Source organism: candidate division WOR-3 bacterium (assembly GCA_039802205.1).
Lineage (GTDB): Bacteria > Hydrothermota > Tepidihabitantia > SM23-42 > JAOAFX01 > JAOAFX01.
The window spans coordinates 20,090-46,081 of record JBDRWD010000015.1; the positions used below are offsets into that span (position 1 = coordinate 20,090).

Annotated in this window: 29 protein-coding genes; 15 read left to right on the top strand and 14 right to left on the bottom strand. The window is 43.6% G+C overall.

The annotated features are described in order from the left end of the window. Positions 1-8 precede the first annotated feature (8 nt). The 10 genes from rpsR to hisS are packed head-to-tail and all read left to right on the top strand — an operon-like array spanning position 9 to position 6,585. Positions 9-215, top strand: a complete 207-nt coding sequence (gene rpsR, locus ABIL39_04970; protein ID MEO0165470.1) for a 30S ribosomal protein S18 — start codon at positions 9-11, stop codon at positions 213-215. Between the two features lie 7 nt (positions 216-222). Continuing rightward, positions 223-675: a 50S ribosomal protein L9 gene (gene rplI / locus ABIL39_04975; protein ID MEO0165471.1), complete on the top strand. Its 453-nt coding sequence runs from the start codon at positions 223-225 to the stop codon at positions 673-675. A gap of 47 nt (positions 676-722) precedes the next feature. After that, positions 723-1,145: a bifunctional nuclease family protein gene (locus ABIL39_04980; protein ID MEO0165472.1), complete on the top strand. Its 423-nt coding sequence runs from the start codon at positions 723-725 to the stop codon at positions 1,143-1,145. 18 nt (positions 1,146-1,163) lie between these two features. Beyond that, a complete protein-coding gene (locus ABIL39_04985) occupies positions 1,164-1,919 on the top strand; it encodes a class I SAM-dependent methyltransferase (protein MEO0165473.1) in 756 nt (251 codons plus the stop codon). Between the two features lie 38 nt (positions 1,920-1,957). Continuing rightward, the gene (locus ABIL39_04990) at positions 1,958-2,860 is read left to right on the top strand and encodes an Lrp/AsnC family transcriptional regulator (protein MEO0165474.1); all 903 of its coding nucleotides are present in this window, start codon (positions 1,958-1,960) and stop codon (positions 2,858-2,860) included. 3 nt (positions 2,861-2,863) lie between these two features. After that, positions 2,864-4,063, top strand: coding sequence for a M23 family metallopeptidase (locus tag ABIL39_04995; GenBank protein ID MEO0165475.1), 1,200 nt, complete (start codon positions 2,864-2,866; stop codon positions 4,061-4,063). 14 nt (positions 4,064-4,077) lie between these two features. Continuing rightward, on the top strand, positions 4,078-4,794 hold the full coding sequence (locus ABIL39_05000) for a purine-nucleoside phosphorylase (protein ID MEO0165476.1): 717 nt from the start codon (positions 4,078-4,080) through the stop codon (positions 4,792-4,794). An 18-nt stretch (positions 4,795-4,812) separates the two neighbouring features. After that, positions 4,813-5,001: a rubredoxin gene (locus tag ABIL39_05005; GenBank protein ID MEO0165477.1), complete on the top strand. Its 189-nt coding sequence runs from the start codon at positions 4,813-4,815 to the stop codon at positions 4,999-5,001. A 13-nt stretch (positions 5,002-5,014) separates the two neighbouring features. Further along, positions 5,015-5,338, top strand: a complete 324-nt coding sequence (locus ABIL39_05010) for a VanZ family protein (protein ID MEO0165478.1) — start codon at positions 5,015-5,017, stop codon at positions 5,336-5,338. After that, entirely contained in the window at positions 5,335-6,585 is a 1,251-nt protein-coding gene (gene hisS / locus ABIL39_05015) for a histidine--tRNA ligase (protein MEO0165479.1), read from the top strand. Before ABIL39_05010 ends, hisS begins: the two co-directional genes overlap by 4 nt. A 67-nt stretch (positions 6,586-6,652) precedes the next feature. Here the strand turns inward: hisS and ABIL39_05020 are convergent, their stop codons facing one another. Then, on the bottom strand, positions 6,653-9,004 hold the full coding sequence (locus ABIL39_05020; GenBank protein ID MEO0165480.1) for a S8 family serine peptidase: 2,352 nt from the start codon (positions 9,002-9,004) through the stop codon (positions 6,653-6,655). Positions 9,005-9,119: 115 nt separating this feature from the next. On the opposite strand from ABIL39_05020, the gene lepB reads away from it, so the two are divergent. Together lepB and rlmN are read left to right on the top strand one after the other, a co-directional pair. Continuing rightward, positions 9,120-9,818 (top strand): signal peptidase I, encoded by a 699-nt coding sequence (gene lepB / locus ABIL39_05025; GenBank protein MEO0165481.1) that lies wholly within the window; start codon positions 9,120-9,122, stop codon positions 9,816-9,818. A gap of 18 nt (positions 9,819-9,836) precedes the next feature. Next, positions 9,837-10,874, top strand: coding sequence for a 23S rRNA (adenine(2503)-C(2))-methyltransferase RlmN (rlmN, locus tag ABIL39_05030; protein MEO0165482.1), 1,038 nt, complete (start codon positions 9,837-9,839; stop codon positions 10,872-10,874). Here rlmN and rbr read toward each other — a convergent pair. The 7 genes from rbr to ABIL39_05065 form a co-directional block, all read right to left on the bottom strand. Then, positions 10,868-11,446: a rubrerythrin gene (gene rbr, locus ABIL39_05035; protein ID MEO0165483.1), complete on the bottom strand. Its 579-nt coding sequence runs from the start codon at positions 11,444-11,446 to the stop codon at positions 10,868-10,870. The genes rlmN and rbr overlap by 7 nt on opposite strands. Positions 11,447-11,460: 14 nt before the next feature. After that, entirely contained in the window at positions 11,461-12,330 is an 870-nt protein-coding gene (gene sucD, locus ABIL39_05040) for a succinate--CoA ligase subunit alpha (protein ID MEO0165484.1), read from the bottom strand. 13 nt (positions 12,331-12,343) lie between these two features. Continuing rightward, the gene (gene sucC / locus ABIL39_05045; GenBank protein MEO0165485.1) at positions 12,344-13,474 is read right to left on the bottom strand and encodes an ADP-forming succinate--CoA ligase subunit beta; all 1,131 of its coding nucleotides are present in this window, start codon (positions 13,472-13,474) and stop codon (positions 12,344-12,346) included. A gap of 89 nt (positions 13,475-13,563) precedes the next feature. Then, positions 13,564-14,826 (bottom strand): MFS transporter, encoded by a 1,263-nt coding sequence (locus ABIL39_05050; protein ID MEO0165486.1) that lies wholly within the window; start codon positions 14,824-14,826, stop codon positions 13,564-13,566. Continuing rightward, positions 14,826-15,695: a radical SAM protein gene (locus ABIL39_05055; protein ID MEO0165487.1), complete on the bottom strand. Its 870-nt coding sequence runs from the start codon at positions 15,693-15,695 to the stop codon at positions 14,826-14,828. The genes ABIL39_05050 and ABIL39_05055 overlap by 1 nt, the downstream gene beginning before the upstream one ends. Before the next feature lie 12 nt (positions 15,696-15,707). Then, positions 15,708-16,778 carry a hydrogenase formation protein HypD gene (hypD, locus tag ABIL39_05060; GenBank protein MEO0165488.1) on the bottom strand — a complete coding sequence of 357 codons (1,071 nt, stop codon included), beginning with the start codon at positions 16,776-16,778 and terminating at the stop codon, positions 15,708-15,710. A gap of 24 nt (positions 16,779-16,802) precedes the next feature. After that, complete coding sequence (locus tag ABIL39_05065) at positions 16,803-17,975, bottom strand: sensor domain-containing diguanylate cyclase (GenBank protein ID MEO0165489.1); 1,173 nt, start codon at positions 17,973-17,975, stop codon at positions 16,803-16,805. Positions 17,976-18,071: 96 nt separating this feature from the next. Here ABIL39_05065 and ABIL39_05070 point away from each other — a divergent pair, with 96 nt between their 5' ends. From ABIL39_05070 to ABIL39_05080, 3 genes are read left to right on the top strand one after another with little or no spacing between them, the layout of a single operon-like run. Beyond that, entirely contained in the window at positions 18,072-19,061 is a 990-nt protein-coding gene (locus ABIL39_05070) for a radical SAM protein (protein ID MEO0165490.1), read from the top strand. Positions 19,062-19,073: 12 nt separating this feature from the next. Further along, positions 19,074-19,550, top strand: coding sequence for a hypothetical protein (locus ABIL39_05075; protein MEO0165491.1), 477 nt, complete (start codon positions 19,074-19,076; stop codon positions 19,548-19,550). Between the two features lie 33 nt (positions 19,551-19,583). After that, the gene (locus ABIL39_05080) at positions 19,584-20,033 is read left to right on the top strand and encodes a 4Fe-4S dicluster domain-containing protein (GenBank protein MEO0165492.1); all 450 of its coding nucleotides are present in this window, start codon (positions 19,584-19,586) and stop codon (positions 20,031-20,033) included. Here the strand turns inward: ABIL39_05080 and ltaE are convergent. Genes ltaE through ABIL39_05110 form a run of 6 tightly spaced genes read right to left on the bottom strand, consistent with a single transcriptional unit; the run spans position 20,019 to position 25,793 of the window. Further along, positions 20,019-21,056: a low-specificity L-threonine aldolase gene (gene ltaE, locus ABIL39_05085; protein MEO0165493.1), complete on the bottom strand. Its 1,038-nt coding sequence runs from the start codon at positions 21,054-21,056 to the stop codon at positions 20,019-20,021. The genes ABIL39_05080 and ltaE overlap by 15 nt on opposite strands. Before the next feature lies 1 nt (position 21,057). Next, positions 21,058-22,464 (bottom strand): amidophosphoribosyltransferase, encoded by a 1,407-nt coding sequence (locus tag ABIL39_05090; protein ID MEO0165494.1) that lies wholly within the window; start codon positions 22,462-22,464, stop codon positions 21,058-21,060. Between the two features lie 39 nt (positions 22,465-22,503). After that, on the bottom strand, positions 22,504-23,292 hold the full coding sequence (locus ABIL39_05095) for a nitrilase-related carbon-nitrogen hydrolase (protein ID MEO0165495.1): 789 nt from the start codon (positions 23,290-23,292) through the stop codon (positions 22,504-22,506). Beyond that, positions 23,289-23,714, bottom strand: a complete 426-nt coding sequence (locus ABIL39_05100) for a chemotaxis protein CheW (protein ID MEO0165496.1) — start codon at positions 23,712-23,714, stop codon at positions 23,289-23,291. The genes ABIL39_05095 and ABIL39_05100 overlap by 4 nt, the downstream gene beginning before the upstream one ends. After that, positions 23,711-25,279: a methyl-accepting chemotaxis protein gene (locus ABIL39_05105; protein MEO0165497.1), complete on the bottom strand. Its 1,569-nt coding sequence runs from the start codon at positions 25,277-25,279 to the stop codon at positions 23,711-23,713. Before ABIL39_05105 ends, ABIL39_05100 begins: the two co-directional genes overlap by 4 nt. Before the next feature lie 4 nt (positions 25,280-25,283). Next, the gene (locus ABIL39_05110; GenBank protein MEO0165498.1) at positions 25,284-25,793 is read right to left on the bottom strand and encodes a chemotaxis protein CheW; all 510 of its coding nucleotides are present in this window, start codon (positions 25,791-25,793) and stop codon (positions 25,284-25,286) included. Positions 25,794-25,992 lie beyond the last annotated feature (199 nt).

Genomic DNA, 25,992 nt, shown 5'->3' on the forward strand with positions numbered 1-25,992 from the left:
GGAGTAGACTGGTGGCTAAGAAATGTCGTTTATGTGAAACCAATGTTAAGGTGATTGATTACAAAGATACGGCATTATTAAAAGGGTACATCAATGAACGCGGTAAAATTCTTGCCGCGCGTCTCACGGGTCTCTGCGCCAAACACCAGCGGAAACTCGCGCAGGCAATAAAAAGGGCCCGGGAGATTGCTCTGCTTCCTTACGAAATAAAATAGTTCAACCATGAAAGTAATCCTTACCAAGGATGTTCCACGTTTGGGCAAAAAGGATGAAATTTTAGAAGTGAAAGATGGTTATGCACGTAATTATCTTTTTCCCAACAAACTAGCGATTCCCGCGACGCCCGGTAATATCCGAGGGTTAGAGAAAAACAAACAACGCTTCTCGCAGGGGATGGCAAAAATTAGGAAACTCAGTGAAGAGATTGCGGAAAAACTAAATAATCTTTCCCTGAAGACAACGATAAAAACTGGAATTGATGGGAAATCTTTTGGGGCGATCAGCTCTTTGGATATTGTAGAATTACTGAAGGCAGAGAACATCGAAATTGATAAGAAACAGATTGTTTTAGAGGAACCGATAAAACATCCGGGGGTGTACGATATCACGGTACGTCTTCCCCAACAGGTTACCGCCGTATTCAAACTGGTGGTGGTAGAGGAGGAAAAATCTTAGAAGTCTTTGTTAGTGGGGTCGTTGAAGACCAGCAGGTTCATACCTATGTGGTATTATTGAAGGAGAAATACGGCGAACGCACACTGCCCATATGGATTGGCGATAATGAGGCGATGGCTATTGCAATGTTTTTGGAAGGTTATAAACCACCCCGACCTCTTACCCATGATTTGATGAAAACCCTACTTGACGCCCTGGAGAGTAAAATCGTTAAGGTGGTTATCAACGATCTGAAGGATGAAACTTATTATGCTCGGATATATATTGAGAGTGACGGTAAGTTGATTTCGATAGATGCGCGTCCGTCTGATTCGATAGCCCTGGCACTTCGGGCTAATGCCACGATTTTTGTGGCGGATGAGATAATGGCACGGAATGGAATTGTATTTAAGGATGATGCCTCAAATTCACTCAAAGATAAGTTACGAGATACAAAACCTGAAGAATTTGGTAAATACGAGATTAAATAATTTTGACCGCACTTTTGGATGGACCGCAATGTCATTGGCGACCTTCGGAAAAATTGGGAGGAATTTGCACGCAAAGATCCACTCTGGTCAATACTCCCTTTTCCTGAGAAGAAGGGTAACCGCTGGAAGATAGAAGAATTATATCAAACCGGTAACGCCGAAATAAAAGCGGTTATTGAATATCTTCAAAGTTTAAATCTCAAAATAAAAAACAAGCGGGCGCTTGATTTTGGGTGTGGGGCTGGACGTTTGACCCAAGCCCTGGCTCAGTATTTTGAGCTATGCATCGGCGTGGATATTTCACTTGGGATGCTCCAGATCGCCACACAACACAATCAGTTTAAAGACCGCTGTGTTTACATCCTCAATTGCGCTCCGGATTTGAAGATATTTAAAGACCACTCCTTTGATTTCATATACTCCAGTATTGTCTTTCAACATCTTCCTCCCAAATTGACCCTCAACTATCTTCAGGAATTCTTACGCATTGTTAAAAAAGATGGAGTGATAATCTTCCAGATTACCACGGACATTATTGGAATAGCTAACCGGATCCGGAGAATGATAAGTATGCTGCTTCCCCCTCTGCTCAGGCAGTTATATAAAAAAATGCGATACCAAACCTGGGGAATAAAAGATATGTACTGGATCAAGGAAGATTTTTTGAATAAATTTATCATTTCTAAGGGTGGAAAAATCATTGAGTGTGTGGACGATTTCTCAGCCATGCCGCGTTATCGGGGAAAGAGATACTGCATCACCCGCCATTCATGAAAATATTGACTATAAATCGAATTTGAATATAATGGATTGTGATTATTGATCCCATAGATTTAAAGATTCTCCGGCATCTGGAAAGTCAGGGTTATGCTCCGATTAATGAAATAACCAATAAATTTCACATCACCCAAGAAGAGATCTTTCTCCGCATTAAAAATTTTGAGGAACAGGGATTGATTGCCGGCTACGGCATTAAATTATTTATTCCTGCAATCATCGGCGGACGATGGTATCGGGGCTGTGCGTTCGTTGATGCTGATGTTGAACCCGATATTGCAAAAGTTTATCCACTCACCGAAGAGAAGATAGTAAATATGACACTCCCCAACGGAGTTTTACCGGCATATTCCTATTTTTTCTATGCCCGGGATCTGAAATATTGCTACCGCCTCTTACACCGAACACCCGGGGTAAAATATGTAGAGATTTATAAGATTGCCGAGTATAACATTCCGGTACCTCAGGAGGTTTCCACGGAGGAATGGCGTGTAATCGATCAATTCATCCGGTCCAAGATAAACTTTTCGCGCATTCACGAAGTAATGGAGAATCCTAAGTCGGAAGCCGATGTGCGTCTGGGGAGATTGTTGCTCAGCCGAAAAAATCAACAAGGCATATTTTCTATTTTTCCCAGCATCAACTGGGGCGTTATAAAAAACTTCGCACATGTCCATTTAGGAATCACTACAAGGATGCGTCCTAATGAACTTAAACGATTTTTGAAACAGTATGTGATACCGGCTGATATTTTTACTAAATTCAAGAAGAAATATCTACAGTTGGAATTTGATCTCTGGGGTTTCTCGGATTTGAGCAAGATATTAGAATGGGTTAAGAATGAACGTCGGATTACTATTCATTCCATTTCTTTTGCTCAACGCAATGAAATCTGTGACGAGTGGTTCAAGAATTTCGTTCGAGAAAAGGCAGATTGAGTTATGAGGCATATTACTCATTTTTGTTTGATCGGGTTGATGGTTTTAGTCTGGGGCTGCCGGAGCAAAAAAAAGGAAGTATCCACCCCCACCATCCCTGCATACACGGAGGTCAAAAAGGTATTGAAGAAAAACGAGGTCTTACAGAATGCCTTAAGCAATATGCTGGGTGAACCCCAAATTGCGGGGGATATCATTAATCTTTTAAAAAAGTGCAATTTCCCATTTAGAAGGTGTCTGCCCGGGGATACAATTATTTTGGTTAAAGAAAATGATATCCTTAAAAAAATTATTTATTTCCAGAAACCGACGCTCGTTTATTATATCATCAATAACCAGGGACTTTTTTCTTTGGCGATGAAATATCCCTATATCACTCGTATGACTTCCATTTTAAAGGGAAACATAAACTCGACACTTTATGAATCAATCTTGAAAAGAGGAGAAACACCCGTTCTGGTCTACAAATTTGCTGACATCTTTGCCTGGGAGATTGATTTTGCGACTGAGACTCAGAATGGCGATTCATTTTTCGTAGTATTTGATAAGGTATTTTGTGACTCCCAGTTTGTAGAATATGATAATATTGTGTTGGTACGCTATAAGGGGAAGATCGGTGACTATTATGGCATCTATTTTAATGACCCTGCCGGTTATGATGACTACTATAATCTTAAGGGTGAATCACTGCGTAAAGCTTTACTCAAGTCGCCGTTGAGGTATAGTTATATCAGCTCTTACTTTTCTAAAAGGAGGTATCATCCTATTCTAAAGGTCTGGCGTCCCCATCATGGACTTGATTATGTAGCACCAGTGGGGGCACCGGTTTCTTCAATTGGTGATGGGGTTGTGACATATAAAGGATGGAAGGGAGGGTATGGCAATCTTGTGGAGATTAAACATAAAAATAATTTTAAATCACGATATGGACATCTATCAAAATATGCCCCCGGACTTTATCAGGGGAAACATGTCAAAATGGGGGAATTGATTGGTTATGTCGGTTCCACAGGCCTCTCCACTGGTCCCCATCTCCATTTTGAATTACATAAAGACGGTGTTCCTATAAATCCCCTGACTGTTAAGTTGCCACGGGCACCTTCGGTCAAGAAGGAATACCTCAAGGAATTTGAACAACTGCGGGACTCATTACTGGCAATGTTGATTGATACATTAGGTCAAAACAAAATTTATAGTCAATAACGAAAGGAGGCAGGATGCCAATACATTTACGCGCGCAAAAAGGTGATTATGCAGAGACCGTTTTGGTCGTTGGCGACCCGGGAAGAGCCGAGTTTATTGCCGGTATCCTGGATAATACAAAGCTTGTAAATAAAAATCGTGGACTCTTGGGTTATACAGGTTTTTATCGGGGAAAGAGAATTTCAGTCCAAACGACCGGCATGGGTTGCCCTTCGGCTGGAATTGTGGTAGAAGAGTTGATACAACTCGAGACTAAACGTATTATTCGCATTGGGACATGTGGGGGGATTGCTGAACATATTAATGCACTTGACATGATTGTTGCGTTGACTTCAGCACCCCATGAAGGGACGACCTATTTTTATCTTCAAGGAGAACCGGTCGCACCTTATGCCACATTCAAAATTTTAAAAGCTGCGGACGAAATTGCCAGGCAGATGGGGTTAAACCTTCATTTCGGTGGTATTGCGAGTGTGGATGTCTTTTATAGCCCTGACCCCGATTATGTGCCAAAATTGAGAAAAAAGGGGGTTCTTGCCGTGGAGATGGAGACGAGTTTGATTTATTATCTTTGCAATCGGAGTAACCTGGAGACCGCCTCTTTTTTGTTGGTTTCGGATGTGGTGGGCCGGGGCGAAGAATTTACCAAATTTGTGACGGATGAAGAGTTGAAAACCGGTATGGAAAGATTGATAAGACTGGTTCTGGAAGTTTGTTATAAATTGGATTAAAATTAAAGAGGAGGCGATATGGAAAAATGGAGGTGTGCTGTTTGTGGCTATATTTATAATCCCGAAATTGGTGACCCTGAAAGCGGAATCGGTCCAGGGGTTTTGTTTGAAGAATTACCCGATTCTTGGGGATGCCCAGAATGTGGTGCAGAGAAAGAATTATTTGAATTGTGTGGCGAGGAGGAGGATGATTATGGGATTTATTAAGTTCTGGTAATCGATGAAAAAAAGTATTGAGTTTCTGCTTTTAATTATCTGGATTGTGGTGATATTCTTTCTTACCGGCTATCCGGGTCTTGAAACTCCAAAGATTAAGGAGGTGCCGGTTGATAAATTTTACCATTTTCTACTCTTCTTCATCTACGGGCTGCTGGGGCTGAAGGTGTTAAACCCCATCATTTATTTTATCTCGGGTTTCGTAATCATCATCACGGCCGAGGTTCAGCAGATATTTATTCCCGGCAGGGATTTTGAAATCCTTGACATGCTCGCGGGCGCCATTGGTCTTTTGTGTTATTATTTCATAAAAAGAATGACTAAATGATGAGATATCAGAAACCAAAAGGGACAAGGGATATTTATGGTCAGGAATTGGAACGTATTGAACACATAAATCACATTGCCAGAAAGTTTTTTAAACTCAATGGTTTTATAGAGATAAAAACGCCGACCTTTGAATCCGTTGAACTCTTTATTCGTTCTATTGGCGAACACACCGATATTGTAGAGAAAGAGATGTATACATTTGAACATGATGAAAAACTATATGTCCTCAGACCTGAAGGGACCGCTGCAGTTTTGAGAGCAGTCTTGGAAAATAGAATAAATCCTCCCTGCCGGTTGCTTTATATTGGTCAGATGTTTCGTAAGGAAAAACCCCAGAAGGGCAGGTATCGCGAATTTCTTCAGATTGGTATTGAATTGATTGGTGAGTCGGCACCATTCTATGATGCGGAATGTATAAACCTGGCAAAGAGATTTTTAAATTCAATTGGTACAACCGAATTTCTACTTGAGTTAAATTCTATCGGCTGTCCAGGATGCAGAGAGGCGTATAAAAGAATCCTCAATGATTTTTTGAAGTCGAAGAAGGATGCCCTCTGCGTTGATTGCCAGCGGCGCTTTGAAAAAAATTTTTTGCGGATATTCGACTGTAAAAATAGCAACTGTCAGGAGATTTATGAAGAGGCGCCAAAGATTACTGATAATTTGTGCCATGATTGTCAAACGCATTATTTGAAGACTAAAGAATTTCTGGAGAGACTGGATATTGAATTTATTGAGAATAAAAAATTGGTGCGTGGTCTTGATTATTATACCAGGACGGTTTTTGAATTTAAATTAAAGGGTTTGGGTGCCCAGGATACCATCGTGGCAGGTGGGCGATACGATTTATTGATGAAAGAACTCGGGGGAGATGATACCCCCTGTGTTGGTTGGGCCATGGGTGTGGAACGGATGCTGCTCGCACTTCCGGAGAATCTCCCTGTAATAAAGAAGAACAAGAGATTTTTTGTCGCGATAATGGGTGAAGGTTTATTTGATGAGGGTGTGAAATTGAGGGATACGATAATAAATAAAGGCGGAATTTGCCTGATAGGGAATCCCCTTGATAAGATTAAAAGCCAATTAAAAGAAGCAAACCATTACCGGGTTGACTATGTTATTATTTATGGCGAAGATGAAGCAAGAAAAGGTGTTTATACAATAAAGGACATGTCAACCGGCGAACAAAAAGAGATCGCCAGGATAGAATTAGAAAATTACCTGATTTCGATCATAAAGGAGTGAAATTTATTGAAGGTATTAAAAAGAAAGGGGCACCGGCGGTGCCCCTTTTTCTATTTATTTCGCGAGATTAGTGAATTGTTACTAACTTGCGGAATTGTGTTGCATTATCGGTGCTCAATTCTACAAAATAGATACCTTCGGGGAGATTAAGCCGGTGGTTGATTTGATATTCGCCCGGATTTAACTTTTGATTCAGAAGCTGTTCAACCATTCTACCGGTCAGATCATAGAGCTTGATCGTCACCAATTGCTGGATATTAAGTGTGAATTTCAAATTCAATAATCTGTTTGCGATGGTATTGCAGGTGAAGTCTTCTTTAATTGCGGTCTTGTTTGTTCTTTCCTCAATGCCAATGGTACCAATACCACCGGTAATGGCATAGGCAAAACCCATTGGTGCATTGGGGACATTCTGCCCGGCAACGGTTATTTTCCAGACACCAGTCACCGGATTATTTATTCGGAAGCATTCTTCTACATTCCGGTTATCCCAGGTCGTGGGGTTGGGGGTTGAGGCACCACCGGAGTAGATATTTCCGCGGTAATAGGTTCCGTTGGGTGCGGTAAGACTCACATTCAAATCATTGATAAGAGTGATGCTGGCATTGGGTGCTGCCGCAGTATCGGTCCAGGCAACCGCCACCCTCAAGGGGATTGTTGATGAGGTCACCACAAATGAATCGGTCTTTGATTGTCCAGTTCCCACGCCTATCGTATCATCTTTTATTATCAATTTTCTTGTATCACCGGTGAAATAAAGGACGCTATCCACATCAATCCTGCCCCAGCCGATGTTAGAGTCAGGAACCACAAATGAACCAACATTTGGATCACAAGAAACCAGTGCCATTGCCCGCAAGAGCGCGGCACTTTGATATTTTATGGAATCCGAGGGATTGGCTGCCCCTGAGGGATAATACCCTGCAAGCAGATAATGCCGGATAAGCCCTACCGAACCATTGGTCGCGGGTGTTGCCATGCTCGTACCCGACATTGCCCAGTAGCTATAGGTGGTATTGCCTTGGGCTGAATAGATACTCTGTCCCGGGGCAGTAAGATTCGGTTTTATTCTTCGATCCGCGGTATAACCTCGGCTTGAGAATGAAGCGATTTGATTGGAAGCGGTACCATTCTGGAGGGCACCGACGGTCAGAACATTTTTAGCAATCCCAGGATTGCGGATGGTTCGAGGATTGTACTCATTTCCGGCCGCATACAGGTTTAAGAAATCAGGATGGGCATAGATATAGGCATCGGTTGAGGCATCCTGGGTCAGGTAGGTGCCACTGGAATTACTCCATCCCCAGGAACCAGAATGTTGAAGGATGCGATAATTAAGGCCACGTCCGAGGTAGATCGTATCGTACATTGGAGCAAGATTTGTTGGAACGACCAATCCGCCAGATGCATCGGCAATATCTACAAAGTAAATCTTTGCTTCCTTGGCCATACCATCCCGAGGACTTGTGCCCAAGGTTGTGTCATTTCCTGCCACCGTGCAGTTGACATGGGTACCATGCCAGGAGTTATAGGATTGATCGCCAAATGCAGCTCCTTGATACAGTTTGTATGCCACAATCTTACGGTGATTAGGAAATACTCCAGGTGCCGTAATAGGGTATGCTGAATCATAGTATTGCTGATGGGAGGTGTAAATACCCGAATCAGTAGTGCTAAGCACGGTTCCGGCGCCCCTTATACCTGAATACCAAATTCTCCTTGCTCCAGGATCAGATGGAACAGAGGAGCGCCAGCCAGTCTGGGTCACCCACTGGCAATTGTCATTTACGAACGTAGGTTCAGACCAGAGCTGAATCCATTGGACACCAGCAATCCTTGCGACTTCATCAACACGGCTTAGGTCTACGATTGCATCAATCGTCTTGCATAATTTATGGTCAATCACTTCAACAACATCAAAGCCGAGGGATTGGATTATACTGGCAATAGAATTGGTATTTTCATCAGGGAATAATTGTATCGTCACGCGTGCGGTTCCACTCCCTTCCATTACTTCCTTCTGGAGTTTATATGCAGGCTGGAATATGCCAGTCCATCGCACAAAAGGCTTTAAGTTCGCAAGGGCAATCTGTTCTTCGGTTGCGTAAGAGATTAGCGCATAATTCGGAATATAGCCAACGACATTGATCCCGAGTTCTTTTATCTGGTCAAGATAATGGGAATAGACCGGACCATCAACCTGTATGAGATAGTATCCAGGACCATGATAAGAATCAATTCTGAGATTATCGGGTAGTTCGGGTTCACCATATCGGGTATCAATGACGATACCATTTGAGAAAGAGATGATTGTGTGATCTTTATCGGGAAGAGGAATATACGGTTGGATTGGTGAGGGTGAATGGATATCCACTCCATACATAAAAACGGTGAGGGTTAAGAGTGCCCACCATTTCATAGGACCTCCTTTTGGGGTAGAGACTCTAATTATAATATATCAATTCTCGAGGCAAAGTCAAGGGGCGATTTGATTTCGTTCCTTGACTTGGAGATATTTGTGCATATAATTAGCCATGGAACGTCTGAAGCGCGAAATATATTCCTGGACGCTGGTGATAATCGTGGTTTTGATTTTAAGGGCGGTATTTGTGGAAGCTTATGTCATCCCCACTGGTTCCATGGAAAATACCCTGCTCATCGGGGACGCCCTCCTGGTGAACCGGTTTATTTATGGGGTAAAATTCCCTTACACCCAATTGCAGATAATACCCGGGCGTATGCCCAAAAGGGGCGAGATCATCGTATTCAAATATCCTTTTGAGAATCGTGATTTTGTCAAAAGATGCGTGGCGGTGGAAGGCGATACGGTGAAAATCGTAAATAAAGTATTGTATGTGAATGGTAAACCAGTCGATGAACCTTATAAAATTCATCGTGACCCTCGAATTCTCCCGGGATATACAAATACTCATCCCAATTATCAAAAAAACTGGGAAGAGGCAAAATTTGCCGACCTTTATGGTATTTACATCCGGGACAATTTCGGACCGGTTGTTGTACCGAAGGATTGTGTTTTTGCGATGGGTGATAACCGGGATAATTCCATGGATTCCAGATTCTGGGGTCCATTACACAAAAAATATTTGAAAGGCAAGCCTTTGTTTATTTATTTTTCGTTTAATCCGGGCCGCGAGGCATCAAGTCTCTGGGATATAATCCAGTTCTGGAGATGGAAGGCATTGCGTCTGAACCGTATCGGCAGAATAATATAACTTACCGACTTTCGATTTATGCCCTTTAACATCAAACAGTTTTCGATCAAAGAACTGGAAGATTTTTTTGCCAATCGGCAAATTGAAAGATACCGGGGACGCCAGGTTTTTCAATGGCTCTGGCAAAAGGGCGTCGATGATTTTCAAATGATGACCAATCTTTCTCTTGCGTTGCGCAAGGTTCTCTCTGAAGAATTTGTCATTGGTGCATCCAAACTCATTGAAACTGTGAGAGCTTGTGATGGTGCAGAAAAGTTTTTATGGGAACTTGAGGATGGACATTTGATTGAATCGGTTTTTATACCTGAGACCCCGCGTCGGACACTATGTGTTTCCTCGCAGGTGGGATGTCCACTGGGTTGTCTTTTCTGTGCTACCGGTTTAATGGGTTTCAAAAGAAACCTAAAGGGATACGAAATCGCCGATCAGGTTCAGCTGGTGCAGAAATTGCGGAATGAGAAGTTAACCAATATCGTTTTTATGGGTATGGGTGAGCCGTTGTTGAATATTAAAAATGTCTTTGCTGCATTGGAGATAATTACCTCTTCTATTGGTTTGGGCATCAGTCAGCGTCACATCACCATCTCTACCGCCGGGATAATTTCAGGCATGGAAGAACTTTTAAATTCCCGCTGGAAGGTTAAGCTCGCGATTTCACTGAATTTTGTAGACCAGGCGTTACGGGAAAAATTCATGCCGGTGGCGAAGAGTAATCCCATTAAAGAGATTTTAAAACTTGCCCGTAGATATTCGGAGAAGAAAGAGATGGTCACCTTTGAATATGTCTTGATAAAAGGGGTCAATGATTCGGTGGATGATGCCAACCACCTTTTGAAACTTTTAAAGGGGATGCCGGCAAAGATTAATCTAATTCCGTATAACGAATATCCGGGTTTGCCCTATGCGGCACCGCAGTTGGATCAAATCTTGCGATTCCAAAAAATCTTGCTTGATTCTCCACATCCAGTTACCCTGCGTAAGTCCAAAGGCAAAGAAATCCTCGCGGGCTGTGGTCAACTTGCGGCGGGGTTTGCCCCCTCTCAAAATATTCAATAATTCTCCGCGAGTATTTCGTAAAAGGATTGGGGATGGCGACATGCCGGGCACTCTTTGGGTGCCTCAGTGCCTTCGTAAATGTAACCACAATTCCGGCAGTGCCACTTTACTGTTTGGCTTTTCTTAAAGACTGTGCCGTTTTTAACATTCTCCATTAATTTTCGGTATCGAGATTCATGGAACTGCTCCACTTTGGCAATTTCACGAAAAGATTGGGCAATCTCGGTAAACCCCTCTTCGTCCGCTTCCCGGGCAAAATCGGCATATAACTTCGACCATTCATACCTTTCGCCATCTGCCGCGGATTGCAAATTGGTGAGCGTATCTTTTATCATCCCTGCGGGATAGGCAGCGGTGATTTCTAAATCACCTCCTTCAAGGTATTTGAAGAAGACCTTGGCATGTTCCTTTTCGTTATCAGCGGTTTCTAAAAATATCGCCGCAATCTGTTCGTAACCTTCTTTACGCGCTGCTGAGGCAAAATAGGTATAACGATTTCTTGCCTGGCTTTCGCCGGCAAAGGCAATCAACAAATTTCTTTCGGTCTTGGTTCCTTTTAAAGTCTTAGCCATAATTTATCTCCGGTTTATTTCAGAGTTGATTTTATCAACTCTGCGACTTGTGCCGGTGTTTCTCCTACTTTTATACCAGCGGATTCGAAAGCCTTGATTTTCTCTGCCGCCGTCCCTGCAGTACCCGAGATTATAGCACCGGCGTGTCCCATTCTTTTATCCGGGGGTGCGGTCTTGCCTGCGATGAAACCGAATACCGGCTTTTTAAAATGCTTTTTAATGTATTCTGCAGCATCCTGTTCATCGCGACCGCCAATTTCACCGACGATGACAACCGCTTCGGTCTCCGGGTCCTGGGCGAAGAGTTCAAGACAGTCGATGAATTTAGTGCCGATTATCGGATCGCCACCGATTCCGATACAGGTGGATTGGCCCATCCCGGCCTTGGTGATGTGGTCAACAATTTCATAAGTGAGGGTGCCACTGCGCGATATTACCCCAATACTTCCTTTTTTGAAGATATGCCCGGGAAGTATTCCTACCTTAGCCTCACCCGGCGATACCAGACCAGGAGAATTCGGTCCGATGAGCCGGCAATTTTTATCTTTCAAATACGCAATAATCTTTACCATTTCCAGCGTCGGAATTCCTTCGGATATGCAGACGATTAGTTCAATCCCGGCATCGATCGCCTCGTATAATGCACCCGGTGCAAACTTCGCGGGAACGAATATTACCGAGGTGTTGGCACCGGTCTTTTTGACCGCTTCCGCCACTGTATTGAATACAGGCACCCCTTCGACTTCGCTACCACCCTTTCCGGGTGTCACTCCAGCGACGACCTTGGTGCCATAATTTAACATCTGGCGGGTGTGAAAACTCCCGTCTCGGCCGGTTATACCCTGGACGACCAGTCGGGTATTTTTATTTACTAAGATACTCATTTATGCTCCTTTCTCATTTTAAAAGTTCAATTGCCTTTTGTGCACCTTCTTCCATCGTCTTGGCGAATATCAATCCTGCTTCTTTTAATATCTCCATTGCCTTATCTTCATTCGTTCCAGTAAGGCGGGCGACAATCGGCTGGGTAATATTGAGCGATTTCTTGGCTTCCAATATTCCCAATGCTACATCATCACAACGGGTTATCCCTCCGAAGATATTGAAGAATATCACTTTGACATTCTTATCGCGGAGAAGGATTTCCAAGGCATTTTTAACCTTTTCCGGAGAGGAGGAACCGCCGATATCTAAAAAATTTGCAGGCTCTCCACCGTAATGTTTTACCAAATCCATAGTCGCCATTGCCAGGCCTGCACCGTTTACCACGCAGCCAATATTGCCATTGAGTTTTACATAAGAAAGGTCCCTTTCCCGGGCAAGTAATTCATTCTCATCCTCGCTTTCGCGGTCGCGCATTGCTTCAATTTCTGGATGTCGGTAAAGGGCATTATCATCAAAATTGATTTTGGCATCAAGAGCGATGAGATTCCCTGTTTTACTTGTGACCAAAGGATTGATTTCGGCGAGCGAAGCATCATTCTCAATGAAGAGGCGGTAGAGTTTATCGGCGATAGTCGCACATTCAAAGGCATTTTTGGTATTCCCATAGAGAAACAATCCAATCTCACGCGCCCGATGTTCAAGCAATCCGAGAAGGGGATCGGCGTAAACTTTGAATATCGCCTCCGGCTTCTGGCGGGCAACTTCTTCAATCTCCACTCCGCCTTCCTTACAAGCCATGACCACGGTCTTTTTTTCGTTGCGGTCAATGATGATTCCCAAATAGGCCTCAGAAGTGATCTCAACCGCTTCGGAAACGAGAACCTTCTTTACCTTAAGACCTTTTATCTCCATGCCCAGGATCTGAGCACCATAAGTTTTTACCTCTTCCTCGGTCTTCGCCAATTTAATTCCCCCGGCTTTACCCCGGCCTCCCACCATCACCTGGGCTTTAATCACACAAGGCAAGCCGATCTCTTTTGCAGCCGCAAGAATTTCTTCCAGATTGGAACATACTTTTTCTCGCGGCACCGGGATTCCATATTTTTTAAAAAAGTCCTTGGCTTGATATTCATGGATTTTCAATGTACCTCCTTAAGTTGGCGGTCTATTATAATGATTTTACCAAACAAGTCAAGATAACACCAATTTTTTGGAATATAGCGCGGGTTCTGTTATTTCAGCTGCCAGAGCGGCCGACCCTGAAGATAAATCAAAAACGCATAGCCCAAGGTGATGGATGATGCGATTATTAGGGCATTTTTCAATCCCCAAAGCTGGGCGGCTGTTCCAATCCATAGAGCACCCAGGGGCATTAAACCAAAAAATACAAAGGTATAAATTCCCATCACCCGTCCGCGCATCTCCTCAACGACCTGGGTTTGTACGAGTGAATTAGCTAAGTTCATGATAAGAATTTGTCCAATACCCGCAAAGTAGAGAAAAACAAGGGCAATCAAAAAATTGGTGTTTAATGCAAATAACAGGATAAAAAGGGGAAACAAAAATGTACCCAGGGTAAGCAGTTTGCCTCGGAAGTGGAATACACCCAAAGATGCGATAAATAGGGCTGAGGTGAGTGCTCCTAAACCCCTGGCAGTCTGTAGAAAACCATTAGTTCGGGCATCGCCTTGGAGCACCTTTACCGCCCATGCTGGTAACAAAGTGGTATAAGAGGTTCCAAAAAGGGCAATTATCGCGATCGTCATGATTAACAGACGGATTTGGGGATGATTGAAGGTATATTTGATCCCTCTCTTTAGATCTTCAAATGGTGAGTTCTTATTATGAGTAGATTTAATTTCCTTTAACTCCATAGCAAAAAGTGCGCTGATAACTGCAATAAAAGTAAGACCATTTATTGTAAAACACCAACCTGGACCCAGTGCGGCATAAATCATGCCTCCGGCTGCTGGTCCCAAGGCGATTGCGGTATTAAACATTGCGGAATTTAAGGCAATGGCATTGGTCAGAACATCGGGATCCACCATCTCCCGCACAAACGCTTGGCGGGCTGGTGCATCAAAGGCGTTTGCAGTCCCCATGCCGAATGCAAGTATCAGAATATGCCAGGGCCGAACTATCTTTAGAAAAGTAAGGGTGGCAAGGATAAGGGCGAGTATCATCATGGTGGACTGGGTGACGATCAGTATGCGACGTCGGGGAATGCGGTCGGCAATTACTCCTGCATACAGCATAAAAAGCCAGGTGGGCAGTCCAGCAGCAAACCCTACATATCCTAAGTAAGCCGGGGAATGGGTGAGTTCATATATGAAAAAACCTTGGGCAGTGGTTTGCATCCAGGAACCGAATAGTGAAATTATCTGTCCCCAGAACCATAGCCGATAATTGGGATAACGGAGGGCTAAAAATGTTTTATCCCAGAAAAACCTTTCTTTGGTTTTGGGATGATCATTAGGCTTAGGTTTCTTTTCCATCACCAGAGATTGGGATTCCGGGTAAACGGATAATCCTCAAATGCGTTCATATATTCCCGGGGGGTGATGGAACGATTGAGTTCAGGAAAGTGGTTGGCGCGGTAAGTGGGATAATACTGGTCCATGATGTTTACGAATGAATCGCGGGAAATTTCTTGGGCGATAAACTCCAGGCATTTCTTCGTATCAGCGAGGTTGTTGGGTAAGACAAGATGTCGGATTAACAGCCCCTTTTTGGCGATGCCGTTTTCGATCACCAGATCACCGACTTGCCGATGCATTTCTTTTAATGCTTTCCTTACTACATCCCAGTAATCGGGCACATCAGAATATTTTTTGCCTTTTTCGTTATCACCATATTTGATGTCAGGCATATAAATGTCGATTATGCCTTCCAGCAATCTCAGGGTTTCCACTGATTCATAACCACCACAGTTGTAGACGATGGGAATATTTAAGCCCTGGCGCCGGGCAATGCTCAAGGCTTCCACAATCTGAGGTACCCAGGGCGTGGGTGTTACAAGGTTGATATTGTGACACCCAAGTTTTTGTAGTTCCAGCATCATCTCGGCGAGGCGATCAATGGTAACTTCCCGACCCAGTCCGTGCTGACTGATGTCGTAATTCTGACAATAGACACAGTGTAAATTACAGTGGGCGAAGAAGATCGTTCCCGAGCCAAACCGACCTACCAGGCAGTATTCTTCGCCAAAATGTTGATGGTAGGAGGCTACCTTGGGTTTAAAACCGGCGCGGCAATTACCAAGTTCTCCTGTTCTTCTATTTACCCGGCATTCCCGCGGACAGAGCCGGCATGGGTTCAGTTTTTTATATAATTCATCGATCAGTTCTGAAGGAATTTCTTTCATTCAACACCCCATTTATTTTTTGCGGGTCGATTGATAATTAAGATCACCATAACGGTAATAAGCCGCGCAGGAACCTTCTGAAGAAACCATACATGCACCCACCGGATTTTGCGGTGTGCATCTTCTTCCGAAAAGCGGGCATTCAGGAGGGGTTTTAAGCCCCAACAGGATTTTACCACAGATACAGCCTTTGGGTTCAACGGATTTTATACTTTTGATTTCAAAATGTTTGGTAGCATCAAAGCGTAAGAATTCCTTTTTCAAACCCAACCCGGATTGGGGAATTCTGCCAATTCCTCGCCAGTTTGAATCGGTTGTTTCAAAAACACTATTTAATATTGCCCGGGCCGCCGGATTGCCTTCGGGTGTAACCACCCTTTTATATTCAATCTCAATCTTGGCTTCTTTGCTGATTATCTGCTCCAGGAGATTCTTAATACCCAATAAAATATCAATAGGTTCAAAACCGGTGATACATCCAGGAAGATGGTATTGCGCGGCAAGAAATTCATAAGGTTTTGAACCGATGATCGTGGATACATGTCCGGGGAGGATAAAACCGTCAATCTTTATCTGAGGGGAACGGGCAATATAATCCAATGCTGGGGGTATCAATTTAAAGGCAGAAAGCAAATAGAAGTTTTTTATCTTTTTTTGTTCTGCCTCCAAAATGGTGGCAGCAACCGCGGGTGAAGTCGTTTCAAAACCCACCCCTATGAAAACCACCTTTTTGTCTGGATTTTGTAGGGCAATTTTCAGACTGTCACGTGGGGAATAGACAATACGAGGATGGTAGCTTTCAAGACTTTCCTGTGTCCCCGGCACACGCACGATATCACCAAAGGTGGTGATGATGATATCCCTTTGCTGGGCGAGTTCAATAGTCCAGTCTATTATTTCCTGAGGTGTCACACAAACCGGACAACCAGGACCGGAGAGCAGTTTTACATTCGGGGGCAACAATTTCCTTATCCCTGCCCGTGCGATAGCCATGGTATGGGTACCACAAACCTCCATGATTTTAATCGGCCTGGTAAGCTTCTTACTTAATTTAGCTATGCCCTTAGTCAGCGTATCCGACATGAATAAAGTGGGGTGGGATAGTGGTTATATTTTTTCCACTTTATGATAATACATAACCACGCGATTTCGCCCAGCACTTTTTGCTTCATACAACGCCTTGTCCGCGTTTTTTATCAAATCCGACGGTGTTAACCCATCATCCGGGTAGGTGGCAATTCCTGCCGAAAAGGCAAGTCTTTTATCTGTTTGACCCTGGGCAAAGTCATACATCCGGAAGTTATTGAGAAGATTGGCAACCATCTTGGCAGCTTCTTCTTTGCGGGTTTCTGGGAGCAGCACGATGAATTCATCACCACCGTAGCGGGCGATGAGATCCGTATCCCGAAAGAATTTACTGAAGATTTGTGCAATCCTGATCAATAACTGGTCACCGGCCTGATGTCCAAATGTGTCATTGAAATACTTAAAGTTGTCAAGGTCAATAATAGCTACCGAGAGATTGTGCTGGAATCTTTTAGCCCGGTTTAGCTCCTCAGTGAGTTTATCACGGAAAAAGCCGATGTTATACAATTTTGTCAACGGGTCAATGGAGGCAAGATCACGCATGATCGCAAAACTCAGTGTATTTTGGAGTGCGGTAGAGGCAATCCGGGTAACGACACCGAGGATGTTTTTTTCCCGTTCATCAAGATGTTGCTCACGATTTACCCCAATCACCCCGAAGAGCCGGTTTTGATAAACGAGTGGATAACATATGTCCGGGATATAATAAGGGTAGGGTTCTTTTATTCTTAAGACTTCAGATTCATTAACACTAAGTGGCATCCTTTTTTCAGCGGTGACACCGATGCGTCCTTCACCCACATCATAGGTAAGTTTGGGTATCCAGTTTTCATGGATACCGTGGTGTGCCACCAGGTTGAGTCTTTTTTCTTTTTCATCAAGGAAGAAAAGGGCAACCATGGAGGCATTGAGATAGTTGGTCAAGAAACCCACGGTCTCCCGGGCGATCTCAATTGGTTCTAATCGAGAAGTCAAACGGATGATGGAAGAAAAAAGGAGGTTATCCTGAGAGATGAGGGTGCGTAATTCGTTCCTCAAGCTGATATTCTCCTGTTTTTGCCGGTCAAGTTCGTCGGTAAGAATGGCAATCTGGGATATGATTTCACTCTTTTTCTGCATCCGTTGAATGACCACGATCACGACGATTATAAGAATTACCGTGAAGAGCAAAATTCCGGTGATCATGTAGGGCATATCAATCTCTCCTGATTATTTTACATATTTTTCGGTAAAAATCAATATGAATTATTGTGTTGGTTGACTTAATTTTGAATTTAGATAAAATAAGTGGTGGGAAACTTTGGTTTTCAGTGGCATATCACCAACTATTGCAATCTCCGTTGTTATCATTGTTATCAAGATGATTTCTCACGGCAGGATGAACAGCCCCTGGCGCGACTAAAAAAGGTGCTTCTTAAGATCACCAATGTTTTGAAAGAAAAGAGAATAGTTATCAATTTCACAGGTGGTGAACCTTTGCTGTACCCGGACCTTTTTGAACTTTTCAACATGGCGGAGAGCATTGATAACATTTATGAATTCAATCTGATCACCAACGGTTTACTGTTAAATGAAGAGACGATTAACCGACTGAATCAATATAAAAAACTAAAAGAGATAAAGATTTCCCTTGAAGGGGGGGATGCCAATACCAATGATAAAATCCGGGGCCGGGGTGTCTTCAATCGGGTGCTTAGGAATGTGGATCTACTAAAGCCCAGAACTCAGAAAGAGATTGTGCTGATGTTTACGCTCGGAAGTTATAATTATGGACATTTGGGTGCAATGATAGATTTGGCAAGAAATTTGGGTGTGGATGGAGTCATCCTTGAACGTTTTGTACCCTGGGGTCGGGGTTCATTTCTGAAAGAGCACTATTTAAAAAAAGAAGAATGGTTCACGGTAATCGATGAGATCATCAAATTTGTTCATCTTGATTACATCCCGCAGGAATTGTTACCTTATAAAGCTTTTCACATCGTCTTGAAAGATTCCTTGGAACTAAAAGGGGCGCTGTGCAATCTCGGAGAAGAATCCATGGCGGTGATGCCCAACGGTGATGTCTATCCCTGTCGGCGATTTCCCACCAGAATAGGTAATCTCCTGAATGAGGAGTTTGAGTCGATTTTTTTCCGTTTGAAAATTCTTAAGAATCATCTCATAGAAAACTTAAAAGGCCGATGTCGGAATTGTTCGTTGGAAAATTGCTTTGGCTGTCGGGCACTGAGTTATGCAGTTTATAACGATTTTTATGCCCCGGACCCCCAATGTTTTTTATAAAAAGGAGGTTGAATGCACATCGGAATTGTCTATTACTCCCTGACCGGGACGACTGAGGAATTTGCCGGTCGTATCGCGAATTCTTTGATCAAGGAAAGATATAATGTGGAAATGATAAAAATTGAGACCGATGTCCGGGTAACCGGTCCAGGTCAGACGTTTAAGGTCCTTAATCCACCGGATTGTACCAAGTTTGATTGGGTGTTATTTGGTGGTCCGGTGTGGGCTTTTCGGGCTTGTCCGGTGACTCTGGAGGCGATAAAAAATTCCCGGGGATTGGAAAATAAAAAGGTGCTTCTATTTGTAACCATGGGCTTCCCTTTTAAAATTTTAGGTGGCTCCCAGGCGATAAACAAAATGACAAGAGCCGCCCAAGAACACGGTGCGACCGTACAGGCGGGTTTTATCATCACCCGATTATTCCACGATTTTAAAGCCGACATGGATAAGGCAGTCGAGGCGATCGTAAAAATGATCAAAGGTGCTTGATTTTATTTAAAATTCATTTATAATTGTCGCACCATGGATAAGCATCCTTCTCTGGAACGGCGTCAGAAAAGACCCTATGTTGTAATTGAGTGTCCGGAACGAATTCCCTGTGATCCTTGTGTGGAAGCCTGTCCAGAGGGTGCAATCACCATCAAGGGAAGCCTTATTGAGTTGCCGGAAGTGGATTACGAAAAGTGCACGGGTTGTCTATTATGTATTCCCAGATGCCCGGGATTGGCAATATTTGTGATTGATGAAAGGCCTCCGGAATACTCTATCGTTTACCTCCCCTACGAATTCCTCCCTGTTCCAGAGAAGGGGATGAAGGCATTAGGTCTGGATCGTGAAGGCAGAGAACGCTGTCCAGTAGAAATATTGAGGGTTTTGCAATCCCCTAAATTCAATCGCTGTACGATTGTAGGGATAGCAGTTCCTAAAGGATTGGAGCACGATATTCGGTTTTTTAAATTAAGAGACAAATAGCTGTTTTAAGATCTCTACCGTCGTCTTTATATCATCTTCTGTGATACCGTAATGTGTCACCATCCGGAAACGTTTCGGGCCGGTGCTTAAAAATTTCACCCCTTTTTCAGCCATTTTTTGCAATAACTCTTCGGAGGAAATGCGGTCGGTAATGAGGTCAAAATATATAATATTGGTTTTCACTTTTTCCAGATCAATTTTCAAACCAGGAATCTGGCTTATGCCTTCGGCAAGCAGTCGGGCATTTTGATGGTCTTCTTTTAATCGGTCGATCATATCTTCTAATGCCACAATGCCCGCGGCGGCAATAATACCTGCTTGGCGCATACCTCCACCCAACATTTTCCGATAACGCCTTGCTTCTTTAATAAATTCCTTTTTTCCGCAGATGAGCGAGCCTACCGGGGCGGAAAGTCCTTTGGATAGGCAGAAGCTGACCGAGTCGACATTTTTTGTGAGTTCTTTTACATCCACGCCCAAAGCCACAGCGGCGTTGAATATCCTTGCTCCATCAAGATGGACTTTAAGTTGATAGCGGTGGGCGATGGTACATACCGCATTTGTATATTCAACAGTTAAGGGCGCTCCATAACAACGATTGTGCGTGTTTTCAAGACAGATAAGACGGGTTTTTGGATAGTGGATATTATCTGCCCTTATGGCGGATTCAATCTTTTCTAAATCCATTGTGCCATCATCGCGATTGGGTACGGTCCGGGGATGGATTCCACCAAGTGCAGAGATCCCCCCCAATTCGTTTAAAAAAGTATGGGATAAGTCACCGAGAATTACTTCATCACCCCGATGACAATGGGTTAGAATAGAGACCAAATTAGCCTGGGTGCCGCTGGTAACGAGCAAGGCCGCTTCCTTGCCTATTAATTCAGCAGCACGTTTTTCTAAGAGATTCACTGTCGGGTCTTCTTCAAATACATCATCCCCCAACTCGGCATGGAATATTGCCTCCCGCATCCTGGGCGTAGGCAATGTCACAGTATCGCTGCGAAGGTCAATAATTCTCATTTCAGATTTTTTCTCTCCCGGTCCAGCAGTAAAGACAGAGTTTATCCTTGGGGAGTCCGGTAGCAGCAATCATGTCTTCCAGACGCTGATAACGGAGTGAGGTTATATTCAGGTCTTTCTCCATAAATTTTAACATCTTCTTGTACTTTCGGGATTCCGGATCAAGATAGGGTGCGATGTCTTTGGGCTGGCTTCCCAGCATCTCATTGAGTATCCGGCGGGCGAAAAGTTCGTCGAGGGTTCGGGTGGAAAAGAGGAATTTACAGGGGAACATCAATGCCGGACAGGCAGGTCTTACATGGATTTCCTTTGCCCCTGCGTTCCAGAGTTTCACGAGCAAGAAATTTTTCAACTGGGTACCCCGGACAATAGAATCTTCGGTGATTGCAATTCTTTTATCTTTGATCAATGACTCAGCGGTAATCTGCTTCATCAGGGCAATGAGGTTGCGAACCTCCTGGTAAGGTGGGACATAACTCCGAGCCCAACCTGGTGTATATTTGAGCAGGGGAATTCGTACTGGCACACCTGATTCATAAGAATAGCCGTGCGCATAGGCGGTGCCGGAATCAGCAATCCCGGCAACCATATCGACTTTCACATTATCCCGGCGGGCGATGAATCTTCCGGATTCTTCTCGGAATTCCTCAACATTTTTTCCTTCGTATTCGGAAGCGGGAAAACCAGTATAAACAAATAAAAAAGTACAAAGTCTCAGGTCTGAATTGGGTTTCTTTATCTGCTCAATTCGGGATGGGGTTAGTAACAGAATTTCGCCGGGTCCTAAAAATTTTTCTGTCTTAAAACCCAAATTTTTAAATGCACAGGTTTCCGAGACTACGATTTTGTCATCACCGCGGGTCGCAAGGACGAGGGGTGTTCGACCATACTTATCCCGCACCGCATAAATGCCTTCTTTGCCTAAAAGGAGTAAGGAGATCGAACCCTGTATCTGGGTGAACATATACTCAATACCATCGATCAGGTCTCTGCCTTTATTTATCAGTTCGGCAACGAGTTCGCACTGATTGACTTTCCCGTCATACATTTCCGAAAAGGTTGTTCCTTCGCCGATTAACCGAAGCGCTAATTCGTTTTGATTTTCTATGTAACCGGTACCGCAGATGGCGTATTCACCGAATTTCAACCGGATGATTAGCGGCTGGGTATCACGGTCACTTATTACACCGATACCCGCATATCCCTTCATATTTATGAAGTCAATATCCTCATAAAAGCGCGATTTGAATTGGGCTTTGGCGATACTGTGGATCTTTTTGGTTATTTTTTTACCGTCAAACATCGCGATACCACCGTATTCGGTTCCTAAATGGGAATGGTAATCGGTTGCATAAAAAAGATTTTCCTTGCAATCCTTACGGGAGATCAGGCCGACGATACCACTCATATTTTATTATATTCAAATCTTTAACTTTGACAATATGGATTAAAACCGAAAATAGAGGTCAGTGCGGCGTTGTTTAAAGATGTCATTATAAGGGGTTACTCTTTTGTCCAGTGCAAGATTCGGATCAATATCAATCACTTGAACACATTCCTCATCGTTAACCCGGAGCAAGATTGTGCCATCCGGAGCCACGATCTCGCTCTTGCCAATGAATGACAATCTTTTTGTTTCCCGTTCTTCTGTGCCCGTACGATCCGCAAGGATGGTGTAGATGCGGTTTTCGAGTGAGCGAGTCACCAGGGCATCCGGACAATAAGGCAAAACCAGATTGGCAGGAAGAGCAACAACCTGGGCACCTTTTAAAGCCACTGTGCGCATCGCCTCAGGGTAGATATAATCAAAGCAGATTAAGAGCCCAAATTTCACCCCCTGATATTCAAAGACTTGATAGGGCAGATTGCCCGGGTCAAAGATGAAAGACTCTTCAAAAAATAAATGGGTTTTTCGGTAATGTCCAATGAGTCCATCCGGTCCCATGAGCACTGCTGAATTATAAAGGGCGTTTCCGTCCTTTTCGGCAAAACCATAGATCAATGCCCAATTTTTTTTCTGACAGAGTGCCCGGGCAAATTCATAAGTCGGGCCTTCGTCTACTTTTTCTGCTAAGGTTTGGAGTTCGGTCTTATTGAGAAACAGATAACCGGTGTTGAATAATTCAGGAAGAACCAAAAGGTCGGCATTTACATTTTTTACCAGTCCACTAACCTTATCGAAATTTTTTTCTTTGGCACCGAATACCGGAGAGAATTGAACAAAGCCAACTTTCATAAATATTTCCGAATGGTCCGAAGCCGGGTTCCCGAAAGGATGCGCGCAAAAGAAAGTACTTGGAACAGCTCACCATCTCTTTTAATGATTCCAAGGAGATAATCCCTTATCCCCACGATTTCCGGATAGGGGAGCAATTGAGTCGCAGTCAATATTCCATAGATCTTTTCTGCCCAAAAACCTATGGTTAATCCGTCTACTTCAGTCACGATGACTTCATAAGGACGGGCGATCTTTATCGCCAAAAATGTGGGCAGGTCAAATATAAATATTTTTTTATTCCGCAAAATACAAAAACCGGCGATATTTTTGGGGAATTTGCCATCCGCGATTATCGTTTTGGGGCGGATTATTTCTTTAATTTCATGAATCTCGGTGGCAAATTTAATTGCGCCAATCTGGTAGCCCAGATAGTAATTCATTTTTTCAAACCGCTGACGATTTCATTGAGTTTGGCTACGACCTGGGAAAGGAGTTGGGCGGTGGAAGTGAACTGTTCCATGGAGGCAGTCTGTTCTTCAACAGCGGCTGAGACTTCTTCGGTGGCAGCTGCAGTATCAGCAGCTACTTGGGCAACCTGCTCCACCTTTTTAACGAGCTCTTTGGTATGGGTTAGTTGATTCGCGGCAGCGTCATTTATCCTGCCCACCATGTCAGTTACGAGGTTGACCGCCTTGACGATTCCGGTGAATTCTTCTTCAGTTTGGCTAGCCGAGACATTGGCTTCATCGATTTTTTCACGTTCCTGGTTTAAGAGATTATTGAGTTCCTGAATTGTTTTATTTATTTCCAGAATCAAATTCTCAACCACCGTTGATGAACGTTGGGTTTCGTTGGCAAGGTTCCGTATTTCGTCTGCCACCACCGCGAAGCCTTTGCCCTGTTCTCCCACCCGGGCGGCTTCAATTGCCGCATTCAGTGCTAAAAGATCTGTCTGCTCAGTTATACCTTGGATGATATCTACAACCTTTTTGATCTCCGTCGCTTGGTCGCGGAGTTTCGCCATTTTTTCTTCAATATCCCTGGTCTGGTCAAAGATTTCTTTGAGAACGCGGGCTTGCTGGGTGGTAAATTCCATCCCTTTTTTTGCCGATTCTGTAGTACGGCGTGCTGAAACATTCGCCATTTTTACCTGGGAGGAGATTGAAGTTGTGAGATTGTCCAGTTCCTCAATGGAACGGGCAATCGCGGTGATGGCATCGGACTGGTCCTGAGCACCCTTGGCGATGTGCTGAATGGTTGAAGAAACCTCTTGTAGTGAAGCATTCATCTCTTCAGATGCCGAAGAGAGATCCTCGGCAGAATTGCGGATTTCTTTGCTCAGGTTTTCTATTTCCCCTATTGAACTTCGGGTGCGGGCAAAGAATGTTTGACATACTTCGTAGAAATTTTTTAGAGAAACCAGTGCGTTTATGTAACCAAGTGCCGGGCGGTCCTCGGTTATATCCTGAAGTGACTGTTGGATTACTGCATTGACTGAATTGATGAGGACAAAACTTAGGATTAAAGAGATAACAAATGCACCTATGAAAATGTACCAGAACGGGAAGGAAGGATTGGAGAACAGAAGACCAATGGTGTAGGCATTGACGGCAAAGATTGAAATCAGGGATTCTATGAAAAAGGGATACTGGTTTTCTTTTACTCCCAATGAGAGGATTTTTTTACAGTAATAAGGGAAGAGCCCGCTGAGCATCCCGGTGCTGATACCCCAAGTCAGAAACTGAATGAATAATGCTAAAGAAGGGGTAAAAAATACACCCGAGATGAGAAAAATCAGCAATGTAACTAGTGAAAATAGCTGGAAAAGCCCACGAGGGGAGAGTTTACACCCCGTTAACAATTGGTAGCCAAGAATCGCCAGGGCAAAGACTAAAAAGATTAGATAACTTTCCTTAAGCATCGTCAATTTACGGGCTACCGGGTAAAAAACCAGGCACTGGAAAAGAAAACACAATAAAGCCATTGAAAATTTATTTATTCTCATTATCCTACCTCCGTTCGGTGAGGGTTTTGAGTGCCATATCTAATTTTATAATACCAAACAATCGGTCTTTGTAGGAGATTATCCCTTCCAGGAATTTTTGCTCCTGGGATGTGAAAGAATCGGGCAAAGGGAAAAACTGGCATTCCGAAGATTTGATTATCTCAATATCTGAATCTATCAGGTAACCAATTTTCTGCCCCGAGGATTGGAGAATAAGGCATACTGGATAATTGATTTCTTCTGCTGGAAGATTTAATAAACGGCGCAGGTGTACCACTGGAATGGTTTCATTTCTCAATCTTACAATACCGGCATAAATATCCGGAAGATGGGTAGCAGGGACAATTGTAAAATCATGAAGAATTTCAAAGATGGCATCAAGGTCAATAGCGTAATATTCGTTAGCCACCGCGAATAAGGCGTAAGCCTGTTCTTCACCCGACCTTAAAGATACATCCAAAGTCTTCGTCGGGTTCGTTTCGTCAGTCAGGCGTTTTTTGTCTAAATTATTCAAAAAGGCACTCCTTTTTGAAATTTCCGGTAGATTTCTGGCTTCATATCTTAATTATCTATAAAATAAAAGTGTTGTCAAGCGCATTGTTTACTTGTGTCGTTTCAAAGCGAAAATGTCACCTTTAACTTCAAAGGTAAAATGTCCCCAGGCGTGGCTCAAACCACGCTCAGAATTGAATCAGAAAGGAGATACCTTGATT